Origin of the sequence: Streptomyces sp. NPDC001678 (assembly GCF_042892945.1) — a bacterium.
In the GTDB taxonomy this organism is placed as follows: domain Bacteria; phylum Actinomycetota; class Actinomycetes; order Streptomycetales; family Streptomycetaceae; genus Streptomyces.
In genome coordinates, this window is record NZ_JBIAUP010000017.1 from 1 (window position 1) to 13,138 (window position 13,138).

12 protein-coding genes are annotated in these 13,138 nt (G+C 72.4%); 3 read left to right on the forward strand and 9 right to left on the reverse strand.

The genetic code is table 11. The features are described from left to right. The first annotated feature begins 255 nt into the window (after window positions 1-255). From ACFYZR_RS27720 to ACFYZR_RS27730, 3 genes are all read left to right on the forward strand, one after another. Entirely contained in the window at window positions 256-1,377 is a 1,122-nt protein-coding gene (locus ACFYZR_RS27720; RefSeq protein ID WP_391914945.1) for an ROK family glucokinase, read from the forward strand. A 5-nt stretch (window positions 1,378-1,382) separates the two neighbouring features. Then, a complete protein-coding gene (locus tag ACFYZR_RS27725; protein WP_391914947.1) occupies window positions 1,383-1,943 on the forward strand; it encodes a hypothetical protein in 561 nt (186 codons plus the stop codon). A gap of 128 nt (window positions 1,944-2,071) precedes the next feature. Further along, window positions 2,072-3,235: an MAB_1171c family putative transporter gene (locus tag ACFYZR_RS27730; RefSeq protein ID WP_391914949.1), complete on the forward strand. Its 1,164-nt coding sequence runs from the start codon at window positions 2,072-2,074 to the stop codon at window positions 3,233-3,235. A gap of 7 nt (window positions 3,236-3,242) precedes the next feature. Here the strand turns inward: ACFYZR_RS27730 and ACFYZR_RS27735 are convergent, their stop codons facing one another. From ACFYZR_RS27735 to ACFYZR_RS27775, 9 genes are all read right to left on the reverse strand, one after another. After that, window positions 3,243-4,256 carry a CinY protein gene (locus ACFYZR_RS27735; protein WP_391914950.1) on the reverse strand — a complete coding sequence of 338 codons (1,014 nt, stop codon included), beginning with the start codon at window positions 4,254-4,256 and terminating at the stop codon, window positions 3,243-3,245. Window positions 4,257-4,315: 59 nt separating this feature from the next. Further along, window positions 4,316-5,176: an ABC transporter permease gene (locus tag ACFYZR_RS27740; RefSeq protein ID WP_391914952.1), complete on the reverse strand. Its 861-nt coding sequence runs from the start codon at window positions 5,174-5,176 to the stop codon at window positions 4,316-4,318. Beyond that, window positions 5,173-6,204: an ATP-binding cassette domain-containing protein gene (locus ACFYZR_RS27745; protein WP_391914954.1), complete on the reverse strand. Its 1,032-nt coding sequence runs from the start codon at window positions 6,202-6,204 to the stop codon at window positions 5,173-5,175. Before ACFYZR_RS27745 ends, ACFYZR_RS27740 begins: the two co-directional genes overlap by 4 nt. 36 nt (window positions 6,205-6,240) lie before the next feature. Then, entirely contained in the window at window positions 6,241-7,146 is a 906-nt protein-coding gene (locus tag ACFYZR_RS27750; RefSeq protein ID WP_391914956.1) for a Nif11-like leader peptide family natural product precursor, read from the reverse strand. A gap of 15 nt (window positions 7,147-7,161) precedes the next feature. Next, a complete protein-coding gene (locus tag ACFYZR_RS27755) occupies window positions 7,162-10,380 on the reverse strand; it encodes a type 2 lanthipeptide synthetase LanM family protein (protein ID WP_391914958.1) in 3,219 nt (1,072 codons plus the stop codon). A gap of 145 nt (window positions 10,381-10,525) precedes the next feature. Beyond that, window positions 10,526-10,762: a cinnamycin family lantibiotic gene (locus tag ACFYZR_RS27760; protein ID WP_391914960.1), complete on the reverse strand. Its 237-nt coding sequence runs from the start codon at window positions 10,760-10,762 to the stop codon at window positions 10,526-10,528. 18 nt (window positions 10,763-10,780) lie between these two features. Beyond that, a complete protein-coding gene (locus ACFYZR_RS27765) occupies window positions 10,781-11,146 on the reverse strand; it encodes a DurN family substrate-assisted peptide maturase (RefSeq protein ID WP_391914961.1) in 366 nt (121 codons plus the stop codon). Between the two features lie 105 nt (window positions 11,147-11,251). Continuing rightward, on the reverse strand, window positions 11,252-11,941 hold the full coding sequence (locus ACFYZR_RS27770; protein ID WP_391914962.1) for a response regulator: 690 nt from the start codon (window positions 11,939-11,941) through the stop codon (window positions 11,252-11,254). Beyond that, window positions 11,938-13,077, reverse strand: a complete 1,140-nt coding sequence (locus ACFYZR_RS27775) for a sensor histidine kinase (RefSeq protein ID WP_391914963.1) — start codon at window positions 13,075-13,077, stop codon at window positions 11,938-11,940. Before ACFYZR_RS27775 ends, ACFYZR_RS27770 begins: the two co-directional genes overlap by 4 nt. Window positions 13,078-13,138 lie beyond the last annotated feature (61 nt).

A 13,138-nucleotide genomic window follows, 5' to 3' on the forward strand; every position in this document is an offset into this window, starting at 1 on the left:
GCGCCGGGCCCGTAACGGCGCGCCGGCCCGCCACCGTATTCGCGGAAAATGGCCCCTTCACCCACCACGCGAACACCGGGGGGGCGCGGGCGGCCGCCCCCCCCCCCCCCCGCCCTCCGTCCTTACGGGACGATTGCCCACAACCGGGTGACCAGCGCCGTTGTGCGTCGTGACCCATCCGTGAGGCACAATCGGCCACGACCGCATCCACGAGGCCCACGGCCTCACGAGACCACCGCAGGGGCTACGACCGCGATGAGCATGTACCGCGAGCGGGTACACCGGGGCAGTGCGACAGCGACCGTGCTCCGCACGGTCGGCACACGTGAGCGGCGCTCGCACCTCACCGCGCCCCGCGTCCCCACGGTCGGCATCGACATCGGCGGCACCAAGGTGATGGCGGGCGTCGTGGACGCCGACGGCAACATCCTGGAGAAGCTCCGCACCGAGACCCCGGACAAGTCCAAGAGCCCCAAGGTCGTCGAGGACACCATCGTCGAGCTCGTCCTCGACCTCTCCGACCGCCACGACGTCCACGCCGTGGGCATCGGCGCCGCCGGCTGGGTCGACGCCGACCGCAACCGCGTCCTCTTCGCCCCCCACCTCTCCTGGCGCAACGAGCCCCTGCGCGACCGCCTCGCCGGCCGCCTCGCCGTGCCCGTGATGGTCGACAACGACGCCAACACCGCCGCCTGGGCCGAATGGCGCTTCGGCGCTGGCCGGGGCGAGGACGACCTCGTCATGATCACCCTCGGTACTGGCATCGGCGGCGCCATCCTCGAGGACGGCCAGGTCAAGCGCGGCAAGTTCGGCGTCGCCGGGGAATTCGGCCATATGCAGGTCGTCCCCGGCGGCCACCGCTGCCCCTGCGGCAACCGCGGCTGCTGGGAGCAGTACAGCTCCGGCAACGCCCTCGTCCGCGAGGCCCGCGAGCTCGCCGCCGCCGAGTCCCCGGTCGCGTACGGGATCATGGACCGCGTCGGCGGCAGCGTCAACGAGATCACCGGCCCGCTGATCACCGAGCTGGCCCGCTCCGGCGACGCCATGTGCGTCGAGCTCCTCCAGGACATCGGCCAGTGGCTCGGCGTCGGCATCGCCAACCTCGCCGCCGCCCTCGACCCCTCCTGCTTCGTCATCGGCGGCGGCGTCAGCGCCGCCGACGACCTGCTGATCGCCCCCGCCCGCGACGCCTTCCGCCGCCACCTCACCGGCCGCGGCTACCGCCCCGAGGCCCGCATCGTCAAGGCCCAGCTCGGCCCCGAGGCCGGCATGGTCGGCGCCGCCGACCTCGCCCGCCTCGTCGCCCGCCGCTTCCGCCGCGCCAACCGGCGCCGGGTGGAGCGCTACGAGCGCTACGCACGGGCCGGCCGGGGGTGACCGCCGTGCAGCCCGAACAGCTCGCCCGCCCCGAGGAACAGCCGGTCCCGCCCCGGCGCGCCCCCCGCTGGGTCAAGCCCCTGATCGTCTTCCTGCTCGTCGCCATCCCCGCCGGATACCTCTACATCTCCGCGATGCAGAGCCGCAGCGGCAGCGAGTCCAAGCGGGAGGAGGCGGCCCAGACCGGACTGGAGTCCGGCTGGCCGTCCCGGCTGCAGCGCCGCATCTACGGGATGACGGTGCCGCCGGGCGCCGCGTACGTCGCCCACTACGAGACCAACTCGTGGAAGTCGAGCTCGCTGTACCTGCAGTTCACCACCACCGGCGACCGGCTCGACCACTGGCTCGAGCAGCTCGGCACCTCCTCCGCCGAGCTCCAGCCCGGCCGGATCACCATCGACAAGGACGAGGCGGACGTCGTCGGCTGGAAGTTCGGCCCCGACGACCACCACTGGCGGGGCACGGCCGTCTCCCACGACAAGCCCGAGCCGAACTTCGAGATCGTCGTCAACTGGGACAACCCCAACCGCCCCCGGGCCTATGTGATCTCCACGACGACTCCCTGACGGTCCCCGCACCCGCCCAAGTGGCAGGTTCCGCCTGTTCGTTCGCGCAACCCCTTGTCGCGCGGGTGTTCGTTTGCCAGGGTGTGGTCATATGTGCGCCCATGGCTTCCTCGACCGGACTGCCTTGTATGTCCGCTGACATCGAGGCTCACGCGCAGACCGCCGGCGTGATCCTGTTATGGGTCGCCGTGCTGCTGCGGGCCCGCGGGGCCGTGCGGTGTCCGGCGCAGCGGGCGCTGTGGCTCGCGGTCGGGACGGCGGCGCTCGCCATGACGCTGAATCTGCCCGTCGTGACGCGGCCGGCGGGGGAGACGTTCGGGCGGAGCGCCGAGCTGGCCGAGGCCAGGAATCTGACCGGCGTCGTCTCGGCCGGTGCCGTGCTGCACTTCCTCCTGGCCACGGCGGGAGTCCGCCGCGTGCCGCGCGTACTCGTCCCGGCCGGCTGCCTCACCATCGCCCTGCTGCTGTTCCTCGACCGCCACGCCGGACCGCATGACGAGCATCGTGTCGCCGGCGGGCCGTCGCCCTCCGTCGCCTACTGGCTGATCGTCATCGGCGTGCACCTCGTGGTGAACACGCTGTGCGTGCTCGTGTGCTGGCACTACGGACGGCGCACGGAGAGCCGCTCCCTCGCCGCCGGGCTCCGGCTCTTCGGGCTCGGGACCGCGTTCGCGTGGGTGTACTGGGCGGGGCAGTGCGTCCGTCTCGCCGTCGGGGACGACACGGCCCTGCGGCACCTTCCGGTCGCCTTGACGCTGCACGCGCTGCTGCGGGCCGCGGCGATCCTGGTGCCGGTCCTCGAGGCCGCCCGCCGCCTGGCGTCCGACGCCCGTACGGCCTGGAGACTGTGGCCGCTGTGGTACGACCTGATGGTGGCCGTGCCGCAAGTGGCCCTGACCGAGCCGCGGGGCAGGGTCGCCGAGCTGCTGCGGCCGCTCGTGCCCCGGGACCTGCTCGTGTACCGGAAGGTCATCGAGACCCGGGACGCCATCATCGCCCTCCAGGGCCATGTGCCGCCCGGGGCCCTCGGGCTCGCCCGGCGGTACGTCGCCGTCCGCGGTGTGCCGGGGCCCCGGGCGGCGGCCGCCGAGCTCGCCTGTGTGATCGCCGCGGCCCGGGCGGCCAGGCTCGCCGGCCGCCCGGAACAGGAGGCGGGCCTCGGTCACCACGGGCTGGCGGGCGGTGGGCTCGACGCCGAGAAGGCCTTCCTCGTCGACATGGCCGCCGCCTGGCCGGGCATCGCCCGGGCCTTCGCCGAGCGGACCGCGAGCCCGTCGGCGACAGCGAAGTGACCACCTGTCAGCGGCAGTCGCGGACCGGGTTGTCGTGGGTCAGGGCGCACCCGATCCGGTCGCCCCGCTCCTGGCCGTAGCGCTCCCGCAGGAGGGTGCGGAAGTCCGCCCACTGGCGCCGGGTGTCCGCGATGGCGCCCTGGACGGCCCGGTCGAAGTTGCCGGCCGTCCTGCCGCGGGGCGTGGTCGGGCCGCTGGTGGCGCCGGTCACCGGGTCGATCAGCCCGGTGTCCTTGTTCACGTCGGCGTGGTCGACCCGGCTGGAGCAGCCGCCCAGGAGGGAGAAGCAGCCGGTGGTGAGGTCCTCGGGGATCGCGCCGGGCGACGGTGCCTTCCCCCGGGAGAGCTGCAACAGCGGTGAGGGGGCCGCCAGTTGCAGTCCGGGCGGGTTGTCCTTGCCGATGGGGCGGGCCGGGTCGGCCCGGTCGGTCCAGTTGCTGTGCGAGTAGAAGTCCTGCACCCCGTGCAGCGCGCGGCCGAAACCCTCGATGGCGTTGCACTTGCCGCGCCCGGGGATGCCGAGCGTGAAGACGCAGTCCTTGCCGAGGTCGACCTCGGAGGGTGCCACGGCGCCGTCGCCGCCGAGCACGCCGGAGGCGGCGTCCGTCCCCTTCCCGAAGCGCCACTGCAGGTGTGTCACACAGGATATGAGCTGGCTCGACGCCTGCTCCCGGCTGATGGGATAGCCGGGCCGGGCGAGGTGGTCGGCGTTGTCGCAGTGCGCGGCGGTGACGGTGATCTCGTCGGAGTCGGGGGACCCCACCGCCCCGAACGTACCGGTGTGGCCGGCGACCTGGTCCAGGGACCGCGGCTCGAAACAGGACCCGTCGGAGCCCTGGCCCGGCGCACAGGCCAGGGCGGCGCGGGTGATGCGCTCGTGTTCGGCGTGCTGCCCCAGCGCGTTGATCGTGCCGAAGGCCGCCGCGGGGTGTGCCTGCCCGCCGAGCAGCATGGCCGCCGCCAGGGGAACCGCCCCCAGCGACAGCACGCCCCGGCGGACACCTCTTCCGTTCTTCCGCATGCTCCGACTCCTCTCGTGGTCTTCGTGGTTTGCGTGGTCCGTCCGTGTATGGAGGCCTGCTATTCCGTCCGGGAGAAGGCGCGGCTGGCCGCCGCCAGCATGACCGCGCAGAACGCCGCCACCAGCGCCACCGACAGCAAGGGCGGCACCGCGTGGCCGCCCCAGGTGACCGGGTCGAACAGGCGGCTGTCCGCGGGCGCGTCGTAGTGGGAGAGCACCGTGCGGCGCATCGCGTCGACGGCGTACGTCAGCGGGTTGACGACGGTGACGGCCGCCATCCACCCGGGCATCGCGCTCACCGGGAACATCAGCCCGGAGAGGAAGACCAGGGGCGCCGTCAGCACCGTGAGCACGGTGTGGAAGGTCCTCACCCGGCGGGTGCGCACCGCGACCACCGCGCCCATCACCGTCATCGCCAGGGAGGCGAGGACGAGCTCGGCGAGAAGCTCCGCGAACATCCCGAGCCGGTAGGGGATCCCCGTCAGCCCCGCGCTGGCCAGCACCACCCCTCCCTGGCAGGCCGCCACGGTCGCGCCGCCCAGGCACTTGCCGACGAGCAGGGTGCTCCGGCGGACCGGCGCCACCAGCATCTCCCGCAGGAATCCGCTCTCCCGGTCCCACACGATCGAGGCGCCGACGGAGATCGCGGGCGCCTGGGCCGCCATCACCAGCACGCCGGGAAAGAGGAACACCATGTAGTCGGAGGACGAGCCGGGCCCGGAGAACATCCGGGACAGGCCGATCCCGAGGATGTAGAGGAAGAGCAGCGGCTGGAGGAGGGAGACGACCATCCCCGTCCGGTTCCGCAGGAAGTGGATCATCTCGCGGCGCCACACCATGACGCCCGCGCGCCATTCGGCGGCGAACCGGCCCGGTTCCCGCCCCGCGGCCGGTGCCGCGCCCGCCGACGTCGCCGTCACGATCCGCCTCCCGCATCTCCGGTGCCGCCCGCCGGCCGGTCGTCACGGATGCCCCGCCCCGTGAAGTGGAGGAATACGTCGTCGAGGCTGGGCCGGCTGACCACGACCGAGTGGACGGCGACGTCGAGTCCGGCGCACACCATCGGTACGAGCCGGGCGCCGTCGGCCACCCGTACGGTGATCCCGTCGTCCGCCACCGCCGGTTCCAGCCCGAACCGTCCGCGCAGCAGCGCGGCCGCGGCCTCGTCGTCGTCCGTGCGCAGCTGCACCCGGTCGGAGCCGATGACGGCCTTCAGGGCGTCCGGACCGCCCTCGGCGACGATCCGGCCCTCGTCGATGATGGCGATCCGGTCGCACTGTTCGGCCTCGTCCAGGTAGTGCGTGGTGAGGAAGACCGTGGTGCCCTCGCGGCGGCGGACCTCGGCCAGGTGCGTCCACACCTGGGCCCGGGTCTGCGGGTCGAGACCGATGGTCGGCTCGTCGAGGAAGAGCAGCCGGGGCCGGTGCATGAGGCCGCGGGCGATTTCCAGGCGGCGCTGCATGCCGCCGGAGAACGTGCGCACCAGGGAACCGCGGCGTTCGCGCAGCCCCACCAGGCCCAGCATGGCGTCGATCCGCTCGCCGAGACCGGCCGTCGGCAGGGCGTACAGGTCGGCGTGGAAGCGCAGGTTCTCCTCGGCCGTCAGCTCCGGGTCCAAGGTGGTCTCCTGGAAGACCAGGCCGAGGCTGCGCCGCACCTGGCGGGGCGCGGTGCGGGTGTCGTGGCCGGCGATCTCGATGCTGCCCGCGGACGGTGCCGCGAGGGTGCACAGCATCCGGATGGTGGTGGTCTTGCCCGCCCCGTTCGGTCCGAGGAAGGCGAAGGTCTCCCCCTGGGCCACGGTCAGGTCGATGCCGCGGACGGCCTCGCGCCCGCCGTACGACTTGACCACGCCCCGCGCGCGCACGGCCGGGGGGACCGGTGGCGCGGCCGGCGGTGCGCCGGCCGGTGCGGGCCGGCGTGCCGCCCGCTGTCCTGCTCCGAACATCGTTCCTCCCGTTCCCGGCGCCGTTCCCGGTGCCGGTCAGCCGTTGCGGCGGACTCCGTCCATCCAGTTCTCCGGGACGACGAAGCCGAAGCTCCAGCGGTGCCGGTCGGTGGGGTTGACGATGCAGTGCCAGAGAAGCTGTTCCGGGTCCTGGGAGACCTTGAAGAACCGCACGGTCCTGGGCCGTTCGGTCAGGGTGACGAGCTCCTGGGTGCGCGGGTGGAGGTAGCGGAAGAAGGACGTCCGCCCGTCGTCGTCGAAGGGGCGGTCGAAGTCGACCACGTACATGCGCCAGCCCGGGTCGTCCTCGTTGGTGTGCCACAGCCGGTAGCTGTTCGGCGGGTACCACAGGGAGCCGGAGCAGCGGACCTCGCCGTCGAACACGTTCTCCAGGGCGGACACCACCCGGCGCTTGGCCGCGAAGTACTCCTCGTAGCCGTCGTGTTCGACGTGCTCGTCGAGGTTGACCAGGTGGAAGTCGCGGCGGGGCGCGTCGGGCGTGCCGGGGTCGCGCCAGCCGGCCGCGGCGAGCCTGCGGTGCCAGGCCCGGTAGCCGGGGTCGGTGGGGTTGCGGGAGGTGGAGTCCAGGTCCTCGGCGCGGAAGTCGCCGGCGAACCGGGCCGCATCGACGGTGGGCGGCATGGTCTTCAGGCGGGGCAGCTCGGCCAGTACGGGTGCGAAGCCGGGCAGGTCGGCGAGCTCGTACTCGTGGTGGGCGACGGTCGTCGGCCCCGCCCCGGCCGGGGCGGCCGGGGGCCGGTCGCCGCCGGGGGCGCCGAAGGCCCGGGCCTTCTCCAGGAACTCGGCGACGGTGAAGCCGTAGCCGTGGCGGCGTCCGAGGACGACGACTTCCTCGATCGCCGTGACGGCCTTGAACTCGTGCCGGAACAGGCCGGGGTCGTGGACGTCGTGCAGGAATTCCTCACAGGTCTTGAGCGGCATGCCGGTTCGGCTCCTTCACGGTTCGGGGTGCGGCAGCGGTTCGAGGAGCAGGGGGGAGGGCATCCGGTCGGGTGCGGCCAGGCGCAGGAAGTGCGTCCCGAATCCGGAGATGCCGAGCATCAGCCCGGGGAAGAAGTCGGCGCTGTGCTCCGCGGTGCCGCTCTCGGCGTCCTCGAAGCTCCTCCAGAGCGCCTGGACCTGGACGTTCGCCTCCAGCTGGAAGGCGGGCTCCGCGCGCAGCGCGGCGAAGCGGAGGAGGAGTTCGGCGTTGCCGGAGGTGCCGTGGCACAGGGTGTGGTTCTTCAGCCTGGGGAAGTTGCGCAGGGTCGCGCTGAGCGCGCGGTGGGCGTCGAGCAGCAGCTCGTCGTCGGTCTTCCCGAGCGCGGCCCAGCTGGTGACGCGGGCGAGGCCGATGCCGGCGGCGCCGTTGCACCAGGCGTTGGAGAAGTGCCGGGCGCCCCTGACGGCCGCGCCGTTGTCGGTGCGCAGGTCGTACCAGTCGTGTTCGGCGGTGTCGAAGTGCCGGTTCTCGTAGGCGAAGGCCTTGCGGGCGGCGGCCACGTACTCCGGGTGTCCGGTCTCCACGCCCAGCTGGACGAGGGCCCAGCCGATGCCGCCGGAGCCGTGCGAGAAGCCGGTGAGGTTGGCGTACGCCTCGTCGGGCGAGAAGGGCGGCCAGCTCAGTGTCGTCCCGTCGTCGACGGCGTGGCGCAGGAGGTGTTCCGCACACCGGTGGGCGTGCGCGATGCCGTGGCCGTCGGCCTGCCGGGCGAGGCCGAGCAGGACGGGGACGAGCCCGGCCGCGCCGTGGAGGACGTCGAAGTGCCGGTCCTCCTCGATGCGCTCGGCGATCTCGTCGCTCAGCCGGACGGCCCGGTCGAGGAGTGCCGGCTCCTGCCACAGTCCGGCGAGGTGGGTGAGGAGATAGACGGTGCCGCCGGCCCCGGTGTACGCGCCGATGCGCTTGGTGTCCAGGCCGTCGAGGGCGTGGTCGAGCGCCCTGCGGGCGGCGGCCCGGTACTCGGGGCGTGGCGCGAGCCGGTCCAGGTGGGCCAGGAAGAAGGCGATCCCGGCCGACCCCTGGTACAGGTCGCCCTCGATGTCGGCCTCCACCAGCCGGCCGCCGGACAGCTCGTACGAGGTCCACGGCGCGGCAGCTTTATCGTCCCGGAGTTCTCGGCACAGGCGGCGGCCGATCCGTTCCGCGTACTCCAGGGAGGTGGCGACGAAGGAGGGGCTGTTGATCTCCGCCGAGGAGAGTCCGGCGGAGATGTACTGGTTCTGCTGCTCGCGGTTGCGCTCGGACAGCTTGGCGATGCGGTCGGCGGCGAGCTCGATCGGCGAGGTCTCCAGGGGCGAGGCGAGCTGCTCGCGATGGGCGTGCACCAGCCGCCGGGCGTGGGCGGTCGCGGTGAAGATGGGCACGTCCAGCTGCCACAGGGAGGCGACCTCGCGTTCGGCGAGCACCCCTTGGGCGTCCCAGGTGCGCGGGAAGGTCCGTACGGTGTTGGCGAGGAGGTCCACTTCGAGGGGTTCGGCCAGGCAGCGCGGGTGCCGGGCGGCGCTCAGGAGCTGGACGTAGATCTGGGTGCCCCAGTTGACGAAGCGGGCCGTGACGGCGCTGAAGGCCGTCATGAGGAAGTCGGTGGCGGCGTCCGGGTCGCGCCGGAACCACTCGTACACCCGGTTGAAGCCGCTCTTGATCGATTCGCTGTGGTCCTCGGGCCGGACGAGCTCGCCGTCGAGGAAGACCCGGTTGGAGGCGGTGGCCTCGACGCGGATGCCGGTGCGGTGCTCCACCGCCGCCCGGAAGGTCAGCCGGTGTTCGTTGACGCGGGGCACCGGCATGGGGATGTCGTATCCCTCGCCGCCGGTGTAGCCGCTGATCCTCATCTCGCCGGCGGTCTCCCCGGCCGGCCTGTCGGCCCGCGGCCACTCCAGCAGACCGGTCTTGAACACCGAGTCCAGCAAGGTGCCCTCGGAGTGGGCCCGGCCCCGCGGCCGGACCCCGAGGAGGGTCTCGGCGTCGCACACGTAAGCGTGGCCGTCGGCGACGATGACGTTCTCGAAGTGGAGGTCGCTGCCGCCCAGGACGTAGAACACCGCGAGGTAGCCGCCCAGTTCCTCGTAGATCCGCGCGGCCTCCTCCGGTGTGCCGACGTGGTTGCGCCCGGGGGGTATCAGCGCCTCGTACCCGTAGCCGTCCCTCGGCAGCACCGGGCGGGTCGCGAAGCCGAGCACACCGTCGTCGGCCAGGCGGCCGAGGAGGACCTGGAGCGCGGCCTCGGAGCGCACGGAGCGGGGTTTGTGGAAGAACTCCCGTGTGCTGCCGTCGGCCAGCTCGGCCGTGACGCGGGCCACGGTGCGTCCGCCCGCGTGCGGATCCGAGTCGCCCAGCCGCAGCGAGGTGAACGCGACGATCCGCTGCCCGAAGAACTCGTCCGCGATCGCGTCGGCGTCCTCGGCGAGGCTCTGGAACAGCTCACGGCCGTGGGCGACGAGCAGCGCGGTGGAGTGCGCGAGCCAGCGGCCCAGCACGGGGAACTTCAGATAGAAGCGGTGGTAGGCGGCGCGGTCGGCGAACGTCTCGTCCAGGTAGCGCAGGTAGTCCTCGGTGGTGGCGGTGTCCGCGTCGATGCCCGCCTCGGCGCAGTGCGCCTTGGCGTCCGCCTCCACGGCCCAGGCCAGGGCGAGCTCGAACCGGTCGAGGAAATGGGCCCGTAGGTCCTCCACCAGCCGTGTCCGGAGCAGCGGGTGGCCGGCGCACTCCGTGCGCAGAGTGTGCTCCAGGTGGAGCAGGAAGGGCTCGCAGGCCTTGGCGAGCCGCCCGTAGTGCTCGTCGGAGCCGCGCAGGGCCGTCTCCTCCGGGTGCCGCGCGAAGTGGTCGAGCGCCGCCTCGTAGGTGGGCAGCCAGGCCTCGTGGAGGCCGATGAGCGTCTCGCGCGCGGCGTCGTCGGCCTTGTCCAGGTTCCGTTCGAGCAGACGGAACGCGGTGAGCAGGGTGACCAGTTCGTCCCGGGTGTGCTGGGGCGGTTCCGCCCGGTGGAGGGACTCCTGGTGGAACTTGTCGGCGAGCTTCCCCGCCAGGTTCCGGATCTTCCAGCGGTCGAACGCGTCCAGGGCGCCCCCGGCCCCCGGGACGGCCCCGGGCCCGCCGAGCGCGGCCACGGCATGCCGCCGTTCGGCCAGGTTGCTCGCCCGTGCCGCGAGGTCCAGCGGATCCGTGCGTCCCATGCTCAATCTCTCCTGATCTGGAAGGAGCCGTCGTGGCCGGGCCGGGGCACCACGACGCGGTGGGCGGCCGGAGGGCGGCCCACCGCGTCATCGAGCCGGTGTTCGTCGAGCCAGGTGATCACTGCCGCCTAGCGGCGGCGTTCACTTACTTGGTGTTGCCGTCGCACGACCAGGTCAGGGGGCCGAAGCTGCAGCTGTTGACGCAGGCGTAGGCCTCCGTCGCGGCGATGTCCTTGGTCCAGAAGTCCAGGGACGCCTGGTCGTGCTGCTCCACCGAGGCGGGCAGGACGGCCTCGGTCAGACCGAACTCGGCCGGGTTCTCACGGAGCGCCGCACGGAACTCGGCGTCCACGACGGCCTGCTGAAGAAGGCTTGTGGTCACGATTTCCTCCGATAGGGATTACTGTGACGACACTTTCTCGGCGGCCAGCCGAATGCCCATCTGCTGCTCGGCATTCTTGAGCTCTTGAATGGCCGGCCCCATGTTCTCGCTCGTGTTCTGCCAGGACACCAGCTCCTTCTCCGCCCCGGTCGTCGAGGCCGGGTCCCACAGGTTCTCCAGCCACGACTTGGTGGCGAAGGGGTGGAGGTTGGTGACGGGGGTGATCCGGGCGAGCAGCGGCTCCTCGTGAACTGCCAGAGCCATCTCCAGCACCTCACGCAGCTTGCCGTCGGGCGGCAGCAAGGAACACAGAACCATGAGCTCCTGAATGCGGCGAATGACATCCACGTCCTGGTAGACCGTCGGTTCCTTCGCGCTTTTCATGGACCATCCCCATCCATTCGGATCCCGGTGGACCCCACCCTAGGGACGGTCTCTTACACATCGGTTTCAGACCGCTTTCACGGCGATCCGATCAATAGCGACCGATCAATATTCCCGGGAGTCGCGCCCGTGTTCCCGGGCGTCGCCCCCGTGCAGTCCCGCGTCCCGCACGCACAGCGCGGCCTGCACCCGGTTGCCCACCTCGAGTGCCGCCAGAATGCGGCTCACATGGGCCTTCACCGTGCTCTCCCGCATGCCCAGGACGGCGGCGATCTCCGCGTTCGACGCCCCGTCGGCCAGCAGCTCCAGCACATCCCGCTCGCGCGGGGTCAGCCGCTCGATCCGGGCCCTGGCGGCCTGCGTCCGGCCGCCGGCCGAGCGGTGGTAGCGGTCGACGAGACGGCGGGCGGCCACCGGGTGGAGCATGGCCTGGCCCTCGGCGACGACGTGGACGGCCCGGACGATGTCGGACGGGTCGGCGTCCTTGAGGAGGAAACCCGAGGCACCCGCTGCGAGCCCGTCGTACACGTACTGGTCCAGGTCGAAGGTGGTGAGAAGGACGACCTGCGGCGGCCGGGGCAGCGCCCGCAGCCCCCGCGTGGCGGCGATGCCGTCCAGGCGGGGCATCCGCACGTCCATCAACGCCACGTCGACGCTCTGCGCGGCGGCCACCTCCAGGGCTTCCCGCCCGTCGCCGGCCTGGGCGACGACCGTGATGCCCGGGTCGTCGTCGAGGATGTCGGTGAGGGCGACGCGGACCAGACGGTCGTCGTCGACGATCAGGGTACGTATCATGCCGTCCCCCGCGCGGGACGGGCGTCGGCGCCCTGGTCCACGGGGAGTTCCGCGGCGACGCTCCAGCCGCCGGAACCGGACGGCCCGTAGCGCAGGCCGCCGTTCAGGGCGGCGACCCGCTCGGCCAGTCCGATCAGACCGTAGCCGCTGGTGACGACGGTCTCCTGGGCGACCGTCCCCGGGCCGTTGCCGACCTCGACGGTGGACAGGGGCGGGCCGTACCGCACACTGACCCGCACCGGGGCCCCCGGCGCGTGCTTGCGGGCGTTGGTGAGGGACTCCTGGACGAGCCGGTGCACGGCGAGCCGGTGGCTGGCCGGAAGGCCGTCGGCGCTGCCGCGGACGTCGGCCTCGATCCGCTGACCCGCCGCCCGGGCCTCGTCGAGCAACTCGGTCAGCTTCTGCAGACCCGGCGTCCGCGGGCCCTCGCCCTCGTGGTCGCGGAGCGCCCCCAGGACGTCGCGCAGATCGCCCAGCGCCTCCGTGGAGGTGGTGCGCAACTGGGCGATACGTTCGGCGACCGGCTCGGGGAGTTCGTGGGCGCGCCGGCGCAGCGCACCCGTGTACAGGGCGATCAGGCTCAGGCGGTGGGCGAGGACGTCGTGCATCTCGGCCGCGATACGGGTCCGTTCGTTGAGTCTGGCCTGTTCCGCACGCAGTTCGCGCTCCACGCGGAGCTGCTCCACCTGCGCGGTGAGACTCGCGACGAGCCGGCGCCTGCTGCTGGCCCACATCCCGAGGACCAGGGCGAGGCCGAACGGCATGACCGGGCCGTAGGAGCGCACGCTCCACAGGAGTTCGTCGGGCTGGAGGAAGTGGTTGCCGACCAGCGCCGCCACCGTGCACAGCACGCCGGCCGCGATCCAGCCGCGGGAGGCGAAGTAGAAGACGGCGACCAGGAGCGGCATCGGGTCGCCCAGCCAGGCGGCCGCGGCGGTGGTGACGAGCGCCGTGAGAGCGGGCAGCCGGTACCGAAGGAGCAGCGAAAGACTCGCGACGGCCGCGACCGCGACCCGCGGATCGAGCGGATCGCCGTCGGCCCCGACCACCGCCGTCTGCACCGACAACTCGCCCACCAGGGCGACCAACAGGGCCTCCGCCCACCAGGGCCATCTCCGAACGTCCGCGCTCAGCACGGGTAAAGCGTAGGCGTCCACGAGCGTTCCCCTATCCGTCGACGGGCGATCACGACCCCCT

Excerpts from the sequence above, each read along its gene's own strand:
- ACFYZR_RS27720 (WP_391914945.1), top strand. The coding sequence starts at position 256 with ATGAGCATGTACCGCGAGCGGGTACACCGGGGCAGTGCGACAGCGACC.
- ACFYZR_RS27770 (WP_391914962.1), bottom strand. The coding sequence starts at position 11,941 with ATGATACGTACCCTGATCGTCGACGACGACCGTCTGGTCCGCGTCGCC.
- ACFYZR_RS27765 (WP_391914961.1), bottom strand. The coding sequence starts at position 11,146 with ATGAAAAGCGCGAAGGAACCGACGGTCTACCAGGACGTGGATGTCATT.
- ACFYZR_RS27745 (WP_391914954.1), bottom strand. The coding sequence starts at position 6,204 with ATGTTCGGAGCAGGACAGCGGGCGGCACGCCGGCCCGCACCGGCCGGC.
- ACFYZR_RS27735 (WP_391914950.1), bottom strand. The coding sequence starts at position 4,256 with ATGCGGAAGAACGGAAGAGGTGTCCGCCGGGGCGTGCTGTCGCTGGGG.
- ACFYZR_RS27750 (WP_391914956.1), bottom strand. The coding sequence starts at position 7,146 with ATGCCGCTCAAGACCTGTGAGGAATTCCTGCACGACGTCCACGACCCC.
- ACFYZR_RS27730 (WP_391914949.1), top strand. The coding sequence starts at position 2,072 with ATGTCCGCTGACATCGAGGCTCACGCGCAGACCGCCGGCGTGATCCTG.
- ACFYZR_RS27755 (WP_391914958.1), bottom strand. The coding sequence starts at position 10,380 with ATGGGACGCACGGATCCGCTGGACCTCGCGGCACGGGCGAGCAACCTG.